Genomic DNA, 22475 nt, shown 5'->3' with positions numbered 1-22475 from the left:
TTTCTATTACTATTTATTTAACCGGTTCTGGAGAAAGAATCTCCGTTTTTTGTTTGACCTTTCGGTCCAGTAAAAGAGGTTGTTTAACCGGATTTTTCACCTCCTTTACATCAGTTTTAAGAGGTATATCTTCAGAAGCCTTGACCGATTCAAGTTTAGGTCCCTGGCCATTTCGTATGGATTTGGCCTCAACTTTCTTAGTAGCAGTCGAATCGCTTTTGGAAGTAGCTGGTACAGACATATTTTTAAGTAAGAATGTACCTAGATTCAAATTACCTTTTAAACCCGATTTATTATAAAATTCTTGCGCGGCCTTTTTGTAATCCCATTTTACACTATCTTGTTTATAATTTAGGATTAGTTTTTTCTGCGACTCATAAAGTTCTTTAAAATCATTTATGCGAGTTAAACTATCTTGAAAATGTGCATTCTGTATAGAATCTTTTCGTCGAATAGAATCCATTCTGACCTGGTCAGTTTTGATATAACCGTCATTCATATTTTTCAGATTCTTACCGACCTCCTCATATATCTTGTTCATCACTTCGGCATCACTACCATAAAAAGAAAGATTTTTCTTAAAAGAAGTGGAATCCAAATCATACTTTTTGAACGTATTGTCATATAACGGAAATATAACGCGCTTTGCACTATCCGAGTTTAATGTTGACAGATAAGCATCAGTTATATAAATCTCCGTTAGGACCTTCACAAAATCCTTTTTTGGAATAATATCTTTCTCATTTGTACTTTTACAAGAAACAAATAAAAAAATCAGAGCAAGTACATTCAGTATTAATCGTTGCATTTCGTAATTTTGTACAAATTTATAAAAAGGCCTGACATTTGTCACCCTTTGAATTCTTAAATATACAATTATCATGAGTATTGCAAGCAACCTAGAAGCGATTAATTTAGAAGTTAAAGCGCTCGGCGTTCAACTAGTCGCTGTATCAAAAACAAAACCGAATGAAGATATCATGGAAGCCTATGAAGCTGGGCAACGTGTTTTTGGTGAAAACCTTGTTCAAGAACTTGTTGAAAAATATGAATCTCTACCAAAAGATATCGAATGGCATCTTATTGGTCACTTGCAAACAAATAAAGTTAAATACGTAGCTCCCTTTGTGACCTTAATCCATGCTGTTGATTCTTTCAAACTTCTGAAAGAAATCGATAAACAAGCTGCTAAAAACAAGCGTGTGATCGACTGCTTACTTCAGGTACACATTGCTGAAGAAGATACTAAATTTGGTTTTGACCATGCAGAATTAATTGAAATGTTACGCGATGAGGAATTTTTCGCTTTAAAACATGTCAACATCCGTGGCTTAATGGGTATTGCAACCAATACAGAGAATGAAAAAGAGATCAAAGAGGAGTTTTATGAGCTAAAATCATTATATGATGGCATCAAGGCAAGTTTCTATCGTAAAAACGAAAGTTTCGATACGCTGTCGATGGGTATGTCTTCTGATTACAAATTAGCAATAGAAAAGGGATCTAACATGATCCGGGTGGGAAGTACTATTTTTGGAAAACGCGTCATCAAACATTTTAAAAACAATGACTAAAGCGATTATTAGAACTGCTGTTGAAGCAGATTGTCCTGCAATGCTGGAATTAATTAAAGAACTTGCCATATTAGAAAAAGCACCCAATGAGGTAACGGTCTCTATGGAAGAGTTTATTGACGCCGGATTTGGAGAAAACCAATATGGGGAGCTTTTATTGCAGAATTTGATGGGAAAATCGTCGGAATTTCACTATATTACATTCGTTATTCCACTTGGAAAGGAAGAAGGCTCTATCTTGAAGATTTAATTGTGACAGAAAGTATGCGTGGCTATGGAATTGGCAAACAACTTTTCGAAGAAACTATCAATTACGGCAAATCTAAAGGATATCAAGGCATGGTTTGGCAGGTTTTGGACTGGAATGAACCTGCTATTCAATCTACCGAAAGTATAAAGCGGACTTCGATGCCGAATGGATTAATGTATCGATAACATATTAGAACAGAAAAGGACGGTTAAATTACATGAAACCAAAATACTATTTCAACCCCTCGATCATTTTTGCATTAATTGCCATTACTTCATGTACTGGTAACGATACGGCAAAAGAACAAAAGAAAGCTAGTGGTGATACGCTTCATTATGACATGAAAGAAGTGCATCGGTATAGCAACTTTTTTGTGAAAGAAGGTGAAAAAATAGACACAACATTCTTCAGAGCTAAATATCCACAATTCAAGGATACCGTCATCAACACATTACTCAATCAATCGATTAATTTAGAAGGTGATTCGGAAATCAGTATTTCAGCCAAAAGATTCGTCGATGCATATGATGAATATGTAGAAGAAAATAGTGGCAGTTCTTCCGCAGCTTGGTTTCGGGATTTACAGGCAAAAGTATATCAAAATACCCCTAAATTTATCAGCATAGAAACCAACCAAACCGAATATACCGGTGGTGCTCATGGTGACCATTTTACTCTTTTTACACATTATGATATCAATTCAGATCAAAAAATAACATTAAACGATATCATAAATGAAGAAAATCAGAAAGAATTGATTAAAATTGCAGAAAAATACTTTCGCAAACTGGAAAATCTATCTGACAAAGAATCTTTAAATGACAAGTTCTTTTTTGAAGCTGGCAATTTTGCCCTTGCAAACAATTTTGCTTTAGACAAAGAAGATCTACTTTTCTATTACAATGTATATGAAATTAAACCCTATTCTGGGGGAAACACAGCACTAAAAGTGCCATATAAGGATATAAAACACTTGATTTCAAACAAGGGTCTAGAATATATCAATAGTATTAATTAGCAATCAACCTCAACGTAATCCTATCCGATGCAAGTTTTTAAATTTGGTGGCGCATCAGTCAAAGATGCTGAAAGTGTAAAAAATTCAGCACATATTATCTCTAAATATAAAGTGGACGCTTTATTGGTCGTCGTATCGGCCATGGGTAAAACCACCAACTTATTAGAAGACGTAACAAAAGCATATCACCAAAATACAGGTGAAGCATTTGAAATACTTGAAAAAGCCAAAGCATTTCATTATAACATATTATCCGGTTTATTCGAAGATTCCAATCATCCTATATTTGATGAAATCGCCAATTGTTTTGTCGAAATCGAATGGATATTAGAAGAAGAACCACAAGATTCTTTTGATTATTTATTTGATCAAATCGTTTCTACGGGTGAAATCGTTTCTTCCAAAATTCTAGCGGCTTATCTCAATCACATTGGTGTAAAATCCCAATGGCTAGATGCCCGCAACTACATCATGACCGATAACACCTATACCGAAGCGCAGGTTAACTGGGAAAAGACAGAAGCTATTATTCAAGCTGAGATCCCAAAAATCCTTAGCGAATATATCGGTGTCACACAAGGATTTATAGGCTCGACATCCGAAAATTTCACGACAACATTAGGTCGTGAAGGATCAGACTATTCGGCAGCAATCTTTGCAGCATGTTTAAATGCTGAACACGTGACAATCTGGAAGGATGTACCAGGTGTACTCAATGCCGATCCAAAATGGTTTGAAAAAACTGAATTGATACCTGAATTATCTTATACAGATGCAATTGAATTGACCTATTATGGAGCAACCGTTATTCATCCGAAAACAATTAAGCCACTTCAGAATAAAAATATCCAGTTAAATGTGCGGTCGTTCCTAAATCCGGAAGTACCAGGAACTAAGATCAAGAGCACAAATGTATCTTTACCTGTACCATCGTTTATTTTTAAGGTCAATCAAATTTTGATATCCATTTCACCGCGTGACTTTTCATTTATTGTAGAAGATAATCTGCGCGATATTTTCAATTTGTTTCACCAATTCCGCATTAAAATCAATATGATGCACAACAGTGCAATCAATTTTTCAGTTGCTGTAGACGATACCGGTCAAAACATCCTGGAAGTACTGGACGAATTAAAGAAAAAATTCAAAGTCAATATTGAAACTGGTCTAGAGCTTATCACCATCCGTTACTATAACCAAGAAACAATCAATAGAGTTTTAGTGGATAAACAGGTGATCAGCGAACTGAAAGATACCTATACTTGCCAGCTTCTTGTAAAAAAAATATAAATGAATACACTTATCCTTCAAAAGGAGGTTCAAGATTTTATTAATCAAAATGAATCAGAATCTTCCGCTAAATTAGCGCTAAAAAAATCTCCTTTTGAAGGAATTACCTCGTCTGAACTTGCAACACAAATAGATGGCAGACAGCGATGTCGCAAAAAAATTCCGCTCTGGGCAGAAACAGCGAACATATATTACCCCGATAAATTAAACTTAGAACAATGTTCTTCGGAAAAAACAGCGATATTCAAAGCATCACTAATTCCGGAAAACGTCACTTTAATCGATATCACGAGCGGCTTTGGTATTGATGATTTTTACTTTTCAAAAAGAGCTAAAAAAGTAATTTCCTGTGAGATCAATCCGCAACTTGCACTCATATCTCAATACAATGCCAAGCAATTACAAGCTAAAAACATAGAAGTTATCGCTTCAGATGGAGTAGACTATATTGCTAAAAATAAAGATCTTAACATAGGGTATATATACATAGATCCTTCCCGCAGGGTGGCGCAGCAAAAAGTTTTTATGTTGAGTGATTGCGAACCCAACATCGTTTCCTTACAGGAAAACTTTCTACAAAGAGCAGCCCATATCATGATAAAAGTTGCTCCTCTTCTGGACATCACAGCAGCATTGTCTGAGCTAAACCATGTCAAGCAAATCTATGTCATTAGTCTCCAAAATGACTGTAAAGAGCTACTTTTCATTCAAGAAAGAGATTTTTCTGGTCAACCAGAGATTACCGCTGTCCGTATTTTTGGTGACAAAACACAACAATTCACATTCACACAGGTAGAAGAAACTGAAACGGTCACTTCATTTTCAGCACCGCTGCGTTATCTTTATGAACCGGATGTGTGTCTTACTAAAGCTGGTGCTTTTAAGAGTATAACCAAAGCATTTGATCTTAAAAAACTGCACCAACATACGCACCTATATAGTTCAGAAATTTACCAAGAAGATTTTTTAGGAAAAATTTATGAAATCATCGAAGTTATTCCGTTTTCCATCTTCAAAAAATCAAAAGAAAAATTAAGAACAAACGCCGTAGCTAGAAATTTCCCTTTAAAAACAGAAGTACTAAAAAAGAAATTTAAAATTATGGACGGCGGTGAATTACATAGTTTTTTTACTACAGATCATACAGGAGAACTGATTGTCATCCACGCGACACGAAAATAGTAAAGCGACAATACCATTACATATTTTCCTAAAATAAAGCATAATTTTATTATATGAGAAATATTGCTTTATCAGCTTTAGATCTTGCGCCAATCAAAAAAGGTTGCACAACGTCAGAAGCATATAACAGAACCATAAAAATAGCGCAACATATTGAGCAGTTAGGATATAAAAGAATCTGGGTAGCAGAACATCACAATATGGAATACATTGCCAGTTCAGCAACCTCGCTCGTTATTCAGCACATTGCAGCAAACACCAAAACCATTCGTGTTGGATCTGGAGGTATTATGCTACCGAACCATTCGCCCCTTGTCATTGCAGAGCAATTCGGTACCTTAGAGACTCTTTATCCAAATCGTATTGATCTTGGATTAGGCAGAGCTCCTGGAACGGATCAAGAAACAGCAATGGCATTACGTCGCAATAATTTTAATACAGCATACCAATTTCCACAGGATGTTGCGGCACTGCAACAATATTTTAGTGACAGTAATGTTGACTCCAAAGTAAGAGCTTTTCCGGCCGAAGGTCTAAACGTTCCTTTATATATTTTAGGATCCAGTACAGACAGTGCCTATTTAGCCGCCAGCCTTGGACTACCCTATGCATTTGCCGCACATTTTGCACCGGCACAACTGGCTCAAGCAAGTGCCATCTACCACCAGAACTTCAAACCGTCAGCTAGTCTTTCAGCACCATATTTTATTGTTTGTGTCAATGTAATTGCCGCGAAAACAGTAGAAGAAGCCGAATTACAGTCAACAAGTGTAAAAAATTTATTTGCGGGGATTCTAACCAATACAAGAGCACCATTGTCACCTCCAACATTTGAGGTTATTTACAAAGGGATTCCAAGTATTGAACAAGCCGCAGACAATATGCTTTCCTGCAGCTTTATAGGAGACAAAGAGACCATCAGAAAGGAATTGGAACCGTTCATCGAAAAACTACAAATCGATGAACTTATGGCCATATCTTATATTTATGATGATCAAAAATGTCTTGACTCGTTCCGTATATTGAAAGAAGCATTAACAGATTAAGAAGTTTATTTACATCGTGCATTAAAATTTCTATATTTAATTATTCAAATTATAATGCACGATGAAATATTTAAGCCTTACAGCACTATTTATAACACTTATTTTTCAGTCCTGTCAAAATCAGAGTCCGGTTAATAAGACAATTCCTAATGACACTGCCGCTAGTGACATAACAAGCGACACAAATGCAGTGAGCAAGCCTAGCATCAAAACCTCTACCAATAAAGAAGCATCCATTTTCATGATAGATACCTATCGGATTTATGACGATTCAGAAGATCCGAGCAAAATTTTAAATGATGGATGGCTAGATCTTTATGAGGAAAAAGGAGAATATTACCTTGCAAAGGTCGATTATAAAATAGAAGATGGATTCAGTGAGTGTGCGGGAGTACCCACGAAAGGAGTAATTTCAAAAAGAAATTCCATCCTATTTCTCAATTTCCCTTTTTTAAAAGCAGGAAAAATTGAAAATCTAAAGATCACCAAAGCTGAAATATGGCCTAAAGAAACTGTTCAGTATAATTTTAACAACCAGAAATACTTGTTAAAAGGATATGGTGACATTGTAGGAACCAATATTCAAACAAATGACCAAAACCATGAAGAAGTCTTTCATGATGTTAAAAATTATAAATTAACATGTTCATTCAACGGAAACTCAGAAATAAACATGTTCAAAGCTGACCAATTTAATGACACTTTTATCAAAACATTATTTGTAGGAGATATTGATCGTGATGGAAAACTTGATTTTATTATTTCAACCCCGACCGATTACGAAGAAAACAGCATTATGCTTATCCTTTCATCTCAAATAAGAGATAACGATATGGAGAAAAGCAGCTATAAGCAAGATGTGCAATTTGATTGTTAACGATGAAAATAAAGGAGATCATACAGGATTTCAATCCGGTTCAAAAATGTATATTTTCATTTTCCTTGAGCATCCTAACAGCTGTTATTTGCTATTGTCTAAATATAAACCTCTTAATGAGTGCTATACTTTTTTGGATTACCTTTAGTTTGAGTTACAGCGCTGTGTCGTGGTTTATCTTTTACCAGATGCCCGTAAACCGAATTGTTAGAAAAGCGGCATCCGAAGACGGAAGCCGTCTATTTGTATCCATTTTTATTTTAATGGCAAGTTTTGCCTGTTTGTTCGCTGTACTTCTCATTATTATCACAGATAGTACGACCGATATGCCAAGGGCGCAAGCATCAGCATCTGTGTATTAAGTATGATGAGCTCTTGGTTTTTGGTACATACGACCTATGTCTTCCATTACGCACATCTGTACTATGCAGACGGTGCCACTGGTAAAGGATTGGATTTTCCAGGAAATGAAAAACCTGATTATATGGACTTTGCATACTTTTCATTTGTGCTCGGTTGTACATTTCAAGTTTCAGATATTGAAGTTTCGTCACGAAAAATTAGAAGAGTGGTTCTGTTTCATGGATTACTCGCTTTCGCTTTAAATACATTTGTTGTTGCATTAACAATAAATATTATTTCCGGCCTTATACATTAACCAAAAAATTTGTACTGGCTACAGACCCTTTCTGGATCAATACAAAAAAATCAAATAGCATATCGTTCTAAAAGCGAAGCCTTGTTACAAAATGTCCTTATAAAAAGAAAACGCACCCATCGAGCGATGGTGTGCGTTTCTAATTGAAAGGGAATTGAAAGGAATCTTTATAATTTCTCTGCATGTTGTGAAATATCCATACCTAACAACTCCTCTTCATCAGATGCACGAAGGGGTGAAATCAGATCTGTTATTTTCAACAATAAGAAAGCAACAATTAAAATAAAAGCAGCGGACGCAAACAAACCAATTATATGCGCCTTAAATAGGGTTATTTCACCAAAAAATAAACCGTTATGTTCAACAACACCATTAATTTGTTTATGAGCAAATACACCCGTCAAAATCATCCCTACAATACCTCCAACACCATGACAAGGAAAAACATCTAACGTATCATCGACCTTTGAACGGGTACGCCAATCGACCACAAGGCGACTTACAATTGCCGCTACAGCACCAATTACTAATGAATGCGGAACAGTTACAAACCCGGCGGCCGGCGTAATCGCAACCAGACCCACTACTAGACCAATACAGGTTCCCATTGCAGATGGTTTAGTACCACGGATAGCATCAAAGAAAATCCAGGTAAGTGCAGCTGCTGCCGAAGCCGTCATTGTTGTTGATAGTGCCGTCGAAGCAAGGCTAGAAGCAGAAAAGGCAGAACCTGCATTAAAACCAAACCAGCCAAACCACAGCATACCGGTACCGAGCAATACATAGGTTACACGTGCAGGTGTATGATGACCAGGCTCTCTACCCTGTTTTAAGTAAATCGCTGAAGCCAGTGCTGTTAAGCCCGCTGACATATGTACGACAGTTCCTCCGGCAAAATCCAAAACACCCAGCTTAAACAATAAGCCATCAGGATGCCAGGTAGCATGTGCCAAAGGAGCATATATGAAGACGAAAAATAAACAGATGAACAATATATAAGATGTAAAACGGATGCGCTCTGCAAAAGCCCCCGTAATAAGCGCCGGTGTAATGATCGCAAATTTCAATTGAAACATAGCAAACAGTGCAAATGGAATCGTTGGAGCACCCACCCAAGGTTTACCATCAATTACATGATCAAACATAAAATACGTCATCGGATTACCGATGAAACCTCCGATACTATCTCCAAATACTAAACTGAAACCAAAAACAACCCAAATAACACTAACAACAGCCATACAGATGAAACTTTGAAGCATCGTTGAAATAACATTCTTCTTTCTTACCATTCCACCATAAAAATACGCTAAACCCGGTGTCATAATTAGCACTAATGCCGTTGAAGTCAACATCCATGCTACATCAGCTCCATTATATTCATAATTTCCATCATTTTTAGGTAAAGAAGGTAAAAATAATGCCAATAAAACTATTATTACCATAAAATAGAAAGGAATCGCTGCTTTTTTAATCATTTTTAATTGTTTTGTTAATCAATATCCAAATTAAGGCAAAAATTACAGTAAAAACAATATTTATTTCAAATATTTTCAAATAAAACATAAAAATTCTACAAAACCAAAAACAACAACAGATATATAATGCATTTTACTCAATATAAAACAGAAAAAGGGGGTAGAAACTTAATTCTACCCCCTTTAACAAGACTTATATAACAAAAAACTACATTTGTCTACTTGATATTATCTTAATAATACTTGCTTAAGCACCAATTTGCTTATCCAGTTTCTCACTTAGCACTGATTTTGGCACAGCACCGATTTGTTTATCGACAATCTCACCATTTTTGAAGAATAATAACGCAGGAATATTACGAATTCCAAAACGAACTGAAATTTCTGGGTTTTCATCTACATTTACTTTTCCGATTACCGCTGTATCAGCATAATCCTTAGCCAACTCTTCTACAATTGGACCTACCATACGACATGGACCACACCACTCTGCCCAAAAGTCAATTAAAACTGGTTTGTCTGATTTCAACACAACTTCTTCAAAGTTGCTATCTGTAATTTCTAAAGCCATATTTTTATTTTTTTAACCGAAGTTATTTGATAATTATTATTTACTCATTTATAAGAACAAATATAATAAAGATGTCCGTAATATAAGTGTAATATTAAATTGACACCATTTAATTCAATCGATAATTTACACCTTCAAACTGCTCTATAGCCTCTAAGAACTCATTTGTCAAGTTGATACGCTTTAATTTCGCAGGCATCTCAATAGAAATTTCATCCTGCGGATCCCAAATTTTGAAACGCAGTTGACAATTCGGAACCACCCCTTCGATCTCATTTGAATCCAGCACTTGCTTCATCTCCTCCAAAAATAGATCATTTAATGCTGGCAATGCAATATTAATGGTGAAAATTTTAGCCATTTTCTCTCTCAAATCCGACAATAGCTGGATACCCTTGATCTCAAAACCCCAGTTCCCAACTTGTTTAAACCTTTCCTGCACCAAACCTCGGAGCTGCACAAAATAGCCTTCTTCAAGATACCCCTTGAACTTCACATAATCTTCACCAAAAACCATTATTTCATAAGAATCTGAATAATCCTCAATAATGAAAGAACCAAAAGGCTTACCCGATTTTGCAATACGATGGTTGGCAAGAGCAATAATACCACCGATAACAACCTCCTTATTTTTTATCCGATTAAAATCCAACAAAACATCTTCTTCAACTTCAGAAGCCTTAACCTTATTGATTAACTGCAGATCACTCACTTTGTTTTGACAGAAATGCTTAATCTCAAACTTATAGTTATCCAAGGGATGACTAGTCAGATAAATACCGATTACCTCTTTCTCGTACTTTAATTTTTCGATCAAACCCCATTGTGGGCAAGAAGCCAATACAGGTTCTGGAAGCTCAGCTGCGCCATCTCCGCCAAATAAACTTACCTGAGCCGAATTTTCATTTTCCTTGAATCGCTGTGCAAACTTAATCGCTTTTTCTAAACCAGTCGAATTATCTTCACTGTGAAAATATTGAGCACGATGCATATTTTGAAAACCATCAAATCCACCTGCATAAGCTAAACTTCAAAAGCTTTTTTATTAGCGGCACGCAGATCAATCCGTTTTGCCAAATCAAAAACCGATTTATAGGGTCCCTTTGCACGTGTCTGTACAATCGTATCAACCGCTCCTGCTCCCACACCTTTAACAGCTCCCATTCCAAATCGGATCGCACCACGATCATTCACAGTAAATTTATAATGTGACTCATTCACATCTGGAGCCAATACTTCAAGTCCCATGCGCTTACACTCCTCCATAAAGAAAGTGACCTGTTTGATATCATTCATGTTATTTGAAAGTACAGCTGCCATGTATTCCGCTGGAAAATGCGCTTTCAGATAAGCAGTTTGATAAGCAATCCAAGCATAACAGGTCGAGTGCGATTTATTAAAGGCATAACTTGCAAAAGCCTCCCAATCTGTCCAAATTTTTTCTAATACTTTCGGGTTATGTCCCTTTTCAGCAGCCTGAGCAACAAACTTAGGTTTCATCTTATCCAAAACCGCTTTTTGCTTCTTACCCATAGCTTTACGCAACACATCGGCATCACCTTTGGAGAACCCTGCCAATTTCTGCGAAAGAAGCATTACCTGCTCTTGATATACAGTAATACCATATGTTTCCTGCAAATACTCCTCACAAGCATCTAGATCATAAATAATAGGCTCTGTCCCGTGCTTACGCTTGATAAAACTGGGGATATACTCCATTGGTCCAGGTCTATATAGGGCATTCATAGCAATTAAATCCGCAAAAACCGTTGGTTTCAGATCTTTCATATGCTTCTGCATACCCGGAGATTCATATTGGAATACCCCAACCGTTTCTCCTCTTTGGAATAACTCGTAAGTCAATTGATCATCAATAGGAAATTCATCGGGATCTAATTCCAGGCCATTACTCAACTTCACGTTAGCGACCGTATCCTTTATTAAGGTCAATGTTTTTAACCCTAAAAAGTCCATTTTCAACAAACCTGCAGATTCAACAACAGAGTTATCAAACTGTGTCACATACAGATCTGAATCTTTTGCTAATGATACAGGAACAAAATTAGTGATATCGTCAGGAGTAATAATTACCCCACAAGCATGGATACCTGTATTACGCATGGAACCTTCCAATACGCGTGCCTGCTTAATCGTTTCCGCTTCAAGACCCGCACCTTCCGATATGGCGATCAGACGATTAACAGCTTCCAGTTCATCTGCGCGCAAAGTCTCTTTCAACGCTTTTTCATCCATATTGAAGATCTTTGCCAGCTTCAAATTTGGAATCAGTTTTGCAATTTCATTGGCTTCCTGCAAAGGCAGATCCAGTACACGAGCCGTATCTTTAATAGACGATTTGGCAGCCATAGTACCATATGTAATAATCTGGGCTACTTGCGAAGCTCCATATTTATCAATTACATACTGCATTACGCGACCACGACCCTCATCGTCAAAGTCAATATCAATATCGGGCATCGATACACGATCGGGATTTAAGAAACGCTCAAATAGCAAATCGTATTGTATCGGATCCAAATTTGTAATCCCTAAACAGTATGCTACGGCAGATCCAGCGGCAGAACCACGACCAGGACCAACAGAAACGCCCATTTTACGAGCTTCAGCAATAAAATCCTGTACAATCAAAAAATATCCTGGATAACCGGTCTTCTCAATGGTAGTTAACTCAAAATCCAGGCGCTCCATGATATCGTCTGTTACACCCTGCTTGTAACGACGCTTAGCTCCTTCTATTGTTAGATGTCTTAAATACTTATTTTCACCCCTCTTACCATGATCTTCCTGATCTTCTGCAACCTGAAATTCCTCAGGGATATCAAAAGCCGGTAAAAGAACGTCACGGTATAAAGTAAAGATTTCAATTTTATCGACGATCTCCTGAATATTGATAATCGCATCTGGTATATCCTTAAATAGCTTCTTCATTTCTGAAGCAGGTTTGAAGTAATATTCCTGATTAGGTAATCCAAACCTAAAACCTCGCCCCCGTCCTTTCGGTGTGCTCAACTTTTCACCATCCTTCACACACAACAAAATATCATGGGCGTGAGCATCAGGCTTATTGATATAATAGGTATTATTCGTCGCAATCAGCTTTACATCATGTTTACGAGCCAAACTGACTAGCGTCGTATTTACGCGGTCTTCATCCTCCTGACCATGGCGCATCATTTCAATATAAAAATCATCCCCAAACTGATCTTTCCACCAGATCAAAGCTTCTTCAGCCTGATTTTCACCGATATTAAGCACTTTATTGGGCACCTCTCCTTGAAGATTACCAGACAGGACAATTAAATCCTCTTTATATTGCTCAACAACCTTTCTGTCAATACGAGGTACATAATAAAACCCTTCCGTATAGGCTACTGAGGCCATTTTAGCCAGGTTATGATAACCTTTTTTATTTTTCGCTAAAAAGACAATCTGATAACCATTATCTTTTCTTTTCTTATCAAAATGATCATCACATACGAAAAACTCACAACCCACAATAGGTTTGATTATTTTCTCCGTAGGACTTTCTCCAGCAGCTTCTAATTCTTCATTTTTTGCTTTCGCCGCTTTATTATGATCGCCTACTTTAGAAACAAAATGAAAAGCCCCCATCATATTACCGTGATCGGTCAATGCAACAGCTGGCATACGATACTTCGCAGCAGTATCAACCAAATTAGCAATAGAAATTGTTGATTGCAGGACCGAAAACTGAGAATGATTATGTAGATGTGCAAAATCGGCATTTTCAAAATCATTCAGCACATCATGATCAATCACAACTTCTTGACCACCACTTGGCTGACTGCGCTTTCTAATTTCATCCGAAGCCGCCTTCAGATTCACGTGCTTTAAACCAACAGTTGGAATTACTGATGGGTTCTGCTGTTTAAAATCTACAAAATACCCTGTATCAGTCTGTAACTGATCAACAGTAAAAACTTCCCTTCTAACTAATTCAAAAAACAACGTGTAGTTGCTTCCACATCGGCAGTTGCATTATGTGCTTCAGCAAAGGGAACTCCAAATAGATACGAATGAAGTTCAGTTAAATTTGGTAATTTAAAACGACCTCCACGTCCACCAGGCAATTGCAGCAAAGCAGCTGTAACCTCAGTACAGGTATCCAAGATAGGCATTTCACCCATGGGAGATTGAACATCATAACGATAGAATTCGCTACCCATAATATTCAAATCAAAACCAATATTCTGACCTACAATAAATTTAGCTTTAGCTAATGCTTCATTAAACTTAACCAGAACATCTTGAATGGGAACACCCTGTTCTGTCGCTAACTCGGTCGAAATACCATGAATTTTCTCGGAGTCATAAGGAATATTGTAACCATCCGGTTTGATCAGATAATCCTCATGCTCAAGCAGATTACCCATTTCATCATGTAACTGCCAAGCTATTTGAATACATCTGGGCCAATTATCAGTATCTGTAATCGGCGCATCCCAACGTTTGGGTAATCCTGTTGTTTCCGTATCAAATATAATGTACATACCTTAATTCTTTATTCTTTCCTAAACAGCTAAATATCAACAACTAAAAGACTTTCAAACAGATTAAAACAGACCTGTTTAAAAGTTTACTAATTTACAAATTTATTCCTCACTAAAGCTGAAAAACAAGTCATTTTACTAAAAAAATAAGCTCATTTTTCATCTTTTCGCCTCCCCTTATCCTGTTCAAACAAAAACTGCGTTGTGCAAAAAAAGCAATGAACTTAAGCCATCTTTTTAAAAGCTTTTACTAATTCACTAACAGCCTGATCTAATTCATTTTCAGACAAGGATGCAAAGCCAAATCGAAATGCATTTTGAGTTTCATCGATACGAACAATTTCAAGCGAACAGTTCAAAAGTAAATCATTCACCAAAAACGGAGGCTTTAACCGCACCCAAATGGCCATTCCACCAGCAGGCAAGGAGAAATAAATATAATTACCTAATCGATCCCGTAAAAGCTGATCCAAATAATCCCTTCGTATTTTATAGCAACGACGTGCTTTTTTCAAGTATCTGTTCAACTCTCCCTCTTTAATTAACTCGGCTAAAGCATGTTGCATATAACCATCTCCTCCCACATCAATGATCTTTCTATAGGCAGTGCACTGCGCAATGAATTTTTCTGGAGCAACCATAAAACCAATACGGATGGAAGGATCTAAGATTTTGGAAAAAGAACCGATATAGATAACATGCCCCTGATGATTACTACTAGCCAACGGTAGATAAGGCGATGACGTATAATGATAATCATAGTCATAATCATCTTCAATAATCACAAATCCATACTGTTCAGCTAATGCTAATAATTTCATTCTACGCTCTACAGAAAGCGTAACTGTGGTGGGATAATGATGATGTGGTATAACATATATCAAGCTGATTTTTTTCAACTTACACCAAGCTTCCACGGCATCCGTATCAATACCATCATCATCAACCGATACCGAAATAACCGATGCACCGGTATCTTTAAAAACCTGATTTGCCAATGGATAGTTGGGTTCACCAACAAGCACATGTGAACTATTATCCATTAAAAGTTGTGCCGCCAAATATATACTCATTTGCGCTCCATGAGTAATCAGCACATGTTCCACCCCCATAGTGAGACCTCTAGATTCGATCAGATGATTCGCCAATTGCTCGCGAAGCTTGAGCACACCTTGCCCCGTACCAATATTTGCAATCTTCGAAATTGTTTTCCGGTTTGTAAAAGTCCGATAGGTCTTCAATAAATCATCAATTGGTGACAATCGTATATCAGGATATCCGTCATCAATAAGCACCTTATCAAATCTTTCCGTGATTTCAACCGACACTTCTGGCTGAGATTTTTTATACGAAATGGGAAGATCTTTTCCGTATCCCGTACGCACGAATGGCCTATTCCATTTTTGGGCCTTTAAAATTGGGATAAAGTTTGAAACAGCAACATATTTACGCGGTTCCACAATAATCCAGTCCTGGGACTGGAGCTCTTCGTAAGCAGCGATGACTGTTTTACGATGGACAGCAAGATTTTTCGCCAATTCACGGCTACTTGGCAGATGCGCACCAGGTTTTAAAACCCCATCGCTGATCGCATTAATGATTGAAATCGAAATCTGCCTGTATAGAGCAATATTGCTCGATTTATCAATTGTTATAATATGTTCAAAAGGAAGCATACTGGACTACTTAATAACTTAAAACTGGAGCACAAAGGTAGTCCTATTTAAGAGTAATTTTGTCATAACAATTAAAAAAAGAAAATATGAAATCAGAAATTAGACAAGCAACATTAGCAAACCTTGACGAAACAGCAGTATTATTTGATTTATACCGTGTTTTTTATCGTCAGCAACCAGATCTTGAAAAAGGAAAAGCTTTTCTTAAAGAAAGATTTGTAAATAGCGAATCGACGATCTTCTTAATCTATGTGGATAATCAAGCAGTAGGATTTGTACAGCTTTATAAACTTTTCCATTATACCAAACTAGCTAAACAATGGTTATTAAGTGACTTGTATGTACACCCGGACTATCGCGGCCAAGGTCTATCGATCGCGCTTATTGATCGCAGTAAATTATGGTGCGAAGAAACAAATGCTTGTGGGCTAATGCTGGAAACAGAAAAAACAAACATAGTCGGCAATAAGTTATATCCAAAATGTGGATTTGAATATGATGGATTACACAATTATTATCATTGGTGGAAATAAGCATACTGGAATGGCGAACGTAAAACGTTCGTCATTCTTCAAAAATTAAACTCAAGCTTTATTCAAAAATTAATAAATTGCCACCATGAATATTTCCGATCTGATTATTACTAAGAACGAGCAGACTGAACTGGCTAATATTTTTCTTAATCAAGAGAACAATGCTTCCATACAGCAGTTAATAAAAGAATATACCTACAGCGAAGAGCTCCTTCAATATGGACTACCTGTAAACAATAAAATCCTCTTGCATGGAAGTTCCGGATGTGGTAAAACAACAACCGCCAAAGCAATCGCGCAAACACTGGGAAAATCCATTTTAACACTAAACCTCAGTACAATTGTCTGTTCCCGCATTGGCGAAACATCTCAAAACATTAAGCAAATATTTGATAAAGCGGCCCGCGAAAAGGCTGTCCTATTCCTAGATGAGTTTGATCAAATTGCAAAAGCAAGAGGTAATGACGACAAAGATGTTGGTGAGATGAGACGCTGGTAAATACACTGATTCAACTCATCGATTATTTACCACAGACCGTATTACTGATCGCTGCAACGAACCATGTATCCATTATTGATAAAGCATTGCTACGCCGATTTCAATTACAGATCAGCTATGATTTACCATCACAGTTAGAATTAGACAAGTATTATGATAAGCTTGTCGAAAAATTCCCTGCAGATATTAAACAGTTTCAAAGAAAATACGAGATATCCTACGCAGAAGCTCGCGATCATGCTTTCACACAAGTTAAAGCAAGTCTGATAGCAAAATTGGAAAAACAATAAAATCACGATGATATGACTAACACAACCTTAGAGAATCTGAAAGTAATTGAAGATAAAATCAAAGCATGTTGCCTGCTAAACAATCGTGACCCCAAAGAAGTCAAACTATTGTTAGCGACTAAAACAGTTCCGGCAAATCGTATAAAAACGGCTTTACTCGCAGGATATACATTAATTGCAGAAAATAAAGTTCAAGAATTAAGGGACAAATATGACTATTTAAAAAATATCCCGCATACCAATCATTTTATAGGCCATTTACAAACCAATAAAATCAAATACATACTCCAGCATGATGTCACTTGTGTGCAATCTATAGATCGGTTTGATCTAGCCCAAAAAATAAATCAAAGAGTACAACTTGAAAATCGAACGATAGACATTTTAATCCAAGTGAATACTTCCATGGAAGAAAGTAAATTTGGCATATCACCTGATAAAACCATTGATCTGATACGACAGTTAGCCATATTAGAAAATGTAAAAATTAAAGGGCTCATGACCATTGGTCTATTCAGCGCAGAAGAAGATAAAATTCGTACCTGTTTCCGATTATTGAAAAACCTCCAGCAAGACATTATCAAAGCTGAAATCCCTGGCGTCGAAATGACAGAATTGTCCATGGGTATGAGTGGCGATTATGAAATTGCTATTGCCGAAGGAGCAACAATTTTACGCATAGGGACAGCAGTATTTGGAAAGCGGATATATCCAGACTCCCACTATTGGGACGAAAGTAAAAATTAATATCACAAAAAAGGCTTTCCAATGAAAGCCCTTTATATCCTGTTATAATTAAGAATTATTTTGCATCCAAAATAATAACCTCAACTCGTCTATTCTTTTGACGACCTTCTGGAGTTTTATTATCTGCTACAGGTTTAGTCTGACCAATACCCTTTGCCGCGATTCTAGACTCTGCAATTCCAGCATCTACCAAAAACTTTTTAACCGAGTTAGCTCTCTTTTCAGCTAACCATTGGTTATACACCACAGTACCTGTCGCATCTGTATGCCCATCAACACGGATCTTACTTTTATTTTCTTTTAAAAGTATTGCCAATTTACTCAATTCCCCTTTAGCTTTTTCTGTTAAATAAGAAGAGTTTGTCGGAAATAGCAAATCTGATGAAATCGTAAATTTAATTCCTTCATCTGTACGAGTAGCATCTTCAAAATCACGTTTAACGTTTTTCAATCCATCATCAGTACCATCAATACTAACAACAGCACCTGGATTAACAATTACAGCTTGTTGTTTACATGAAAACAAAGAAATTGAACAAAGCAAAGCAACAGCAATACTATTTATTTTTTAATCATCGAATGTTTAGATTATTTATGATAAGCAAAAACTAACTGTAAAGATATAAAAAAAGTGAACTCAAGAAAAACAGAAAGGGATACAGATCTTAGACATAACGCTACAAGATCTTGTATCCCTTTAATTCGTTCAGCAGTTTCGCTTATTTCTTATGATAGATCTTTTTAATAGTTGCATTAATCTCCGGTATCTGGTTATACAATTTCCAGATCAATCCAGATTTTGCATTCTCCATTAAAACAGCCACACTCGCCTGATTTTTCGCATTAAAACCATCGGAAACATCATTATTTTTCAAATCAATCCAAGATCTAAAACCATATTGGGTAAACAGCACCTTAGCATATTGATCATAAAATTGCGCAAAGATTTTTGACCGATCTCCTGTTCGAAAGCAACAGCCGAAATTGCGATTGCTGGATTCACTAAATATTGCCCCACGCTATCGCTCGGATTCTGTACTCCCCAAATATCTGTATAACTAGATCCCAAGTTTAATTCATTATCCCTTCTTTTATAAGCTAAAATATAATTACTTGCTAGCTCACCATAATCGACATAACCATCGTATTTTCCGCTCGGATCTAAGGTTAAAAATGGTTTATAAAACTCAATTAAACTTTTATTTAAATCGCCAATTGCGATTTTTTTACCATACAGCATATGTTTTTCAAAGATCAAACTATCTTCAAAGGATACTGGGGTAGCTGGTTGTACCTGCGGTATGATAAGCCCACCATTCATATGCGAAGCCGCACCTTGATCAACTGTCGATGGAGATAAACGAAGTAAACTATCCGCTAGAGGTAATTTTTTAGCATATCCATTCAGGTAACTCGCTTCCGTCAATGGATAAGTCGGAGAAGACATCGCTAATAAATAAGCACTTAAACCATCATTCAGGCCGTTTAAAACTTTAGACTGATAGGTGCTATCTACAGCTGACCACCGATCCATCAGTGCATCAGGGTTTGACTTTAATGTTAGCTTTTGCCAATTCACCCGTTTCCACAATTTCGTTACATCCTCTCTAAAATTCTGTTCATCAGCAACATCCTTTGAAAAATATTCCCGAGCAACAAGCAATCCTTCCATAAGTTTTGCCGTCGCTTTAACATCATACATCTGTACGCCATCAGTATAAAATGGTACGCCTTCCCTTCCATCATAAAATGCCGTAAATACACCCTCATGATGCTGAGCCTTGTTTAAAAACTTGATCATCCTACTCAAACGCAACAACAAAGCTTGACGCGAAATAACATTGTTTTCAGCACCAACCAATAACGAAAGAATTGCATATCCAGATTCTTCTATAGAAACTATAGCCTTCTTATTTGATTTATTTGGTAGAAAAAGACCACTGTTGATGTCATAGTTCTCAATAAAATAATTGACATTTGTCAATTTGATTAAGTTCGAAAGCTCTATATCACTAGCAGGTTTGGTTTGAATTTCTTTTACAGTAGAGAATGGAGATTCCAGATAATCAAAATCTACCCATGCGATCTTATAATAGTATTTCTTATTATATTCTTCTACAAGATCATAACATTTTTGCATAAATACCGGTCGTATGGCAATCGGCTTAAAATCAACGTTATCCGTTGATCTGTAAATTTTTATATACCGGATACTTGGTGTTAACGGCAGTTGCCATTGAAGCTCCACCTGCTTATCAATACTGGAGACCTGTGACAGAATAGCTCCTGAAGACAATTTGACACGAGAAGGATTTTTAGGCAAAAACTCCAATTGATCTAAAAACAACTGATGCGTCATCTCATCAGTTCCGTTTTGATGAAAAACCACTTCAGAAACTGCTTCCCCTGCTTTTAAATTTCCAAATTTTGACAAGGGTATCTCTATATTAAGCCAAGTATCATGATCAAAGTCATCTATAAATGGGGAAAGTTCTAAAATATTAGTTTCAGAACCATTTTGAAGCAATTGAATTTTCGGAAGAGTTTTTTCTTTCGTATGCGGTGTTTGCACATACATTTTAATTGTCAGCACATCACTGGCCTGGACCTGATAATTGATCTTATGGCGATCATTTAGTAAAGCAACCTTCCACTTTCCAGCATTTGATGACAAATAACGGAGTGAAAGTGAATTTCCTGGAGTAAAAAATAAAGAATCTGTAGTCGGTAAATTTTTCTTTACATTCTGTACCCAACTGTCTCCCGAATATTCCACCAAGCTTTTGGCATAGTTACCTGACAAGAGACTGTTCTCAAACACAACTTCAGGATAAGTTTGTGCAGACAAGGCTGTTGCAGTAGAAATAGATAAACCGATTATGAATAGTAATTTTTTGACATGCGCATAAATTGATAATAAACATCAAACAAAAAGTAAGCCATCTATACTTTAATGAATCACAAAAGTAATAAAGGATTTCCAATGTAAATGTCATACGTAATTTTAATTTCGGAAAAAATGCACTAATTTAGCCATCTGATTTTTTCATAACAACTTTATATGAAAACTACATTTGAATTTGAAAAGCCAATTGCAGATTTGCAATTGCAGATAGAAAAAGTGGAACAAGTTGCCGTAAAGACGAAAGTCGATATGAGTGCAACTGTGTTAGAGCTACAAGAAAAACTAGCGAACGCTGAAAAAGAGATATACGGTAATTTGTCTGGTTGGGAGAATGTGCAGATGTCACGTCATCCGGAGAGACCCCAAACATTGGATTACATTAACATGATCTGTGATGATTTTATTGAATTGCACGGAGATCGTACTGTAAGAGATGATAAAGCCATCATTGGTGGATTTGCATCGATCGGAGGTCAATCAGTTATGGTTATCGGGCATCAAAAAGGAAAAATACCAAAGAGCGTCAATACCGCAACTTTGGTATGGCTAACCCTGAAGGATACCGTAAAGCTCTTCGCTTAATGAAAATGGCAGAAAAATTCAACAAACCTGTCGTTACATTGATCGATACAATGGGCGCATACCCAGGTTTGGAAGCTGAAGAAAGAGGTCAAGGAGAAGCCATTGCACGTAACTTACTGGAAATGTCGGTACTAAAGGTGCCTATTATCTGCGTAGTAATCGGTGAAGGTGCTTCTGGTGGTGCATTGGGTATCGGTATCGGCGATCGTGTATACATGCTAGAGCATACCTGGTATTCTGTCATCTCTCCTGAATCTTGTTCCTCTATTTTATGGAGAAGCTGGGACCACAAAGAAAAGGCGGCAGAGGCACTAAAATTAACCTCTAAAGACATGTTAGGTAATGGTCTTATTGATGGTATCATTAAAGAACCATTAGGTGGAGCACATCAAAACCCTGAATTAGCGGCCGAGTTATTAAAAGCAAAATTGGTTGAAGATTTAGCGATTTTGATCGCCAAAGACGAAGATGTTTTGGTGGACGAACGTATAGCGAAATTTAGCAAAATGGGTGTAGTAGTTGAATAGCACTACCATTCACAACAAAATAAAAGGGGCGCTTTAATAAAAAGTGTCCCTTTTATTTTGTCCCGCCCCTCTCCAGTACAGAAAATAGAAAAAATAAGATTTTAAAAAAGAATACGTTACAACATATTTCAAAAAAATTAGCAAATATATTTGTTCCCTTTGCTAGATTTTTCTAGCTTTGCATCACTCCAAACAACGAAGGAAACTTCATAAGAGTAAGATTCCGTAGCTCAGCTGGTA

17 protein-coding genes and 5 pseudogenes are annotated in these 22475 nt (G+C 36.7%); 14 read left to right on the top strand and 8 right to left on the bottom strand.

The window, feature by feature from the left end; all coding sequences use genetic code 11:
• Positions 1-13 precede the first annotated feature (13 nt).
• Positions 14-808 (bottom strand): DUF4296 domain-containing protein, encoded by a 795-nt coding sequence (locus tag L950_RS12335; protein ID WP_197086408.1) that lies wholly within the window; start codon positions 806-808, stop codon positions 14-16.
• Positions 809-881: 73 nt separating this feature from the next.
• Between L950_RS12335 and L950_RS12330 the strand changes: the two genes are divergently transcribed.
• From L950_RS12330 to L950_RS37305, 8 genes and pseudogenes are all read left to right on the top strand, one after another.
• A complete protein-coding gene (locus L950_RS12330; RefSeq protein ID WP_021190495.1) occupies positions 882-1574 on the top strand; it encodes a YggS family pyridoxal phosphate-dependent enzyme in 693 nt (230 codons plus the stop codon).
• Positions 1567-2017: pseudogene (locus tag L950_RS12325) on the top strand (GNAT family N-acetyltransferase). Before L950_RS12330 ends, L950_RS12325 begins: the two are co-directional and overlap by 8 nt.
• A 24-nt stretch (positions 2018-2041) precedes the next feature.
• A complete protein-coding gene (locus L950_RS12320; protein WP_021190494.1) occupies positions 2042-2842 on the top strand; it encodes a DUF3298 and DUF4163 domain-containing protein in 801 nt (266 codons plus the stop codon).
• Positions 2843-2869: 27 nt separating this feature from the next.
• On the top strand, positions 2870-4132 hold the full coding sequence (locus L950_RS12315) for an aspartate kinase (protein WP_021190493.1): 1263 nt from the start codon (positions 2870-2872) through the stop codon (positions 4130-4132).
• The gene (locus tag L950_RS12310; protein ID WP_021190492.1) at positions 4133-5314 is read left to right on the top strand and encodes a class I SAM-dependent methyltransferase; all 1182 of its coding nucleotides are present in this window, start codon (positions 4133-4135) and stop codon (positions 5312-5314) included. It abuts the gene before it with no gap.
• A gap of 53 nt (positions 5315-5367) precedes the next feature.
• A complete protein-coding gene (locus L950_RS12305) occupies positions 5368-6360 on the top strand; it encodes an LLM class flavin-dependent oxidoreductase (protein ID WP_021190491.1) in 993 nt (330 codons plus the stop codon).
• A gap of 61 nt (positions 6361-6421) precedes the next feature.
• Positions 6422-7237: a hypothetical protein gene (locus tag L950_RS12300; protein ID WP_021190490.1), complete on the top strand. Its 816-nt coding sequence runs from the start codon at positions 6422-6424 to the stop codon at positions 7235-7237.
• 2 nt (positions 7238-7239) lie between these two features.
• A pseudogene (locus tag L950_RS37305) lies at positions 7240-7895 on the top strand (DUF1345 domain-containing protein).
• A 167-nt stretch (positions 7896-8062) separates the two neighbouring features.
• Here L950_RS37305 and L950_RS12290 read toward each other — a convergent pair.
• The 4 genes and pseudogenes from L950_RS12290 to L950_RS12275 all read right to left on the bottom strand — a co-directional run bounded on the left by L950_RS12290 (position 8063) and on the right by L950_RS12275 (position 16152).
• The gene (locus L950_RS12290) at positions 8063-9373 is read right to left on the bottom strand and encodes an ammonium transporter (protein WP_021190489.1); all 1311 of its coding nucleotides are present in this window, start codon (positions 9371-9373) and stop codon (positions 8063-8065) included.
• Between the two features lie 247 nt (positions 9374-9620).
• Positions 9621-9944: a thioredoxin gene (gene trxA / locus L950_RS12285; protein WP_021190487.1), complete on the bottom strand. Its 324-nt coding sequence runs from the start codon at positions 9942-9944 to the stop codon at positions 9621-9623.
• A gap of 109 nt (positions 9945-10053) precedes the next feature.
• Positions 10054-14476: pseudogene (gene dnaE / locus L950_RS12280) on the bottom strand (DNA polymerase III subunit alpha).
• Positions 14477-14700: 224 nt separating this feature from the next.
• Entirely contained in the window at positions 14701-16152 is a 1452-nt protein-coding gene (locus tag L950_RS12275; RefSeq protein WP_021190485.1) for a PLP-dependent aminotransferase family protein, read from the bottom strand.
• An 86-nt stretch (positions 16153-16238) separates the two neighbouring features.
• Between L950_RS12275 and L950_RS12270 the strand changes: the two genes are divergently transcribed.
• The 5 genes and pseudogenes from L950_RS12270 to L950_RS12260 all read left to right on the top strand — a co-directional run bounded on the left by L950_RS12270 (position 16239) and on the right by L950_RS12260 (position 18221).
• On the top strand, positions 16239-16685 hold the full coding sequence (locus tag L950_RS12270) for a GNAT family N-acetyltransferase (protein WP_021190484.1): 447 nt from the start codon (positions 16239-16241) through the stop codon (positions 16683-16685).
• Positions 16686-16770: 85 nt separating this feature from the next.
• Positions 16771-17184 (top strand): ATP-binding protein, encoded by a 414-nt coding sequence (locus L950_RS12265; RefSeq protein ID WP_262507075.1) that lies wholly within the window; start codon positions 16771-16773, stop codon positions 17182-17184.
• A pseudogene (locus L950_RS36505) lies at positions 17178-17240 on the top strand (hypothetical protein); the annotation flags it as partial. The gene L950_RS12265 and the pseudogene L950_RS36505, both read left to right, overlap by 7 nt.
• 30 nt (positions 17241-17270) lie before the next feature.
• Entirely contained in the window at positions 17271-17474 is a 204-nt protein-coding gene (locus L950_RS33110) for a hypothetical protein (protein ID WP_231577212.1), read from the top strand.
• Between the two features lie 12 nt (positions 17475-17486).
• A complete protein-coding gene (locus L950_RS12260; protein ID WP_021190483.1) occupies positions 17487-18221 on the top strand; it encodes a YggS family pyridoxal phosphate-dependent enzyme in 735 nt (244 codons plus the stop codon).
• Positions 18222-18276: 55 nt separating this feature from the next.
• On the opposite strand, the gene L950_RS12255 is transcribed toward L950_RS12260, so the two are convergent.
• The 3 genes from L950_RS12255 to L950_RS30060 all read right to left on the bottom strand — a co-directional run bounded on the left by L950_RS12255 (position 18277) and on the right by L950_RS30060 (position 21069).
• Entirely contained in the window at positions 18277-18765 is a 489-nt protein-coding gene (locus tag L950_RS12255; protein WP_231577210.1) for an OmpA family protein, read from the bottom strand.
• Between the two features lie 175 nt (positions 18766-18940).
• Entirely contained in the window at positions 18941-19135 is a 195-nt protein-coding gene (locus L950_RS27860) for a glucoamylase family protein (RefSeq protein ID WP_197086407.1), read from the bottom strand.
• Entirely contained in the window at positions 19093-21069 is a 1977-nt protein-coding gene (locus L950_RS30060; RefSeq protein WP_031288560.1) for a hypothetical protein, read from the bottom strand. The genes L950_RS27860 and L950_RS30060 overlap by 43 nt, the downstream gene beginning before the upstream one ends.
• Before the next feature lie 213 nt (positions 21070-21282).
• Between L950_RS30060 and L950_RS12245 the strand changes: the two are divergent.
• Positions 21283-22235: pseudogene (locus L950_RS12245) on the top strand (acetyl-CoA carboxylase carboxyltransferase subunit alpha).
• Positions 22236-22475: the final 240 nt, after the last annotated feature.

The sequence above is a fragment of the Sphingobacterium sp. IITKGP-BTPF85 genome (genome assembly GCF_001006065.1).
GTDB lineage: Bacteria > Bacteroidota > Bacteroidia > Sphingobacteriales > Sphingobacteriaceae > Sphingobacterium > Sphingobacterium anhuiense.
Note: the sequence above shows the minus strand (reverse complement) of the source record. Positions and strands in the feature narration are given on the sequence as shown.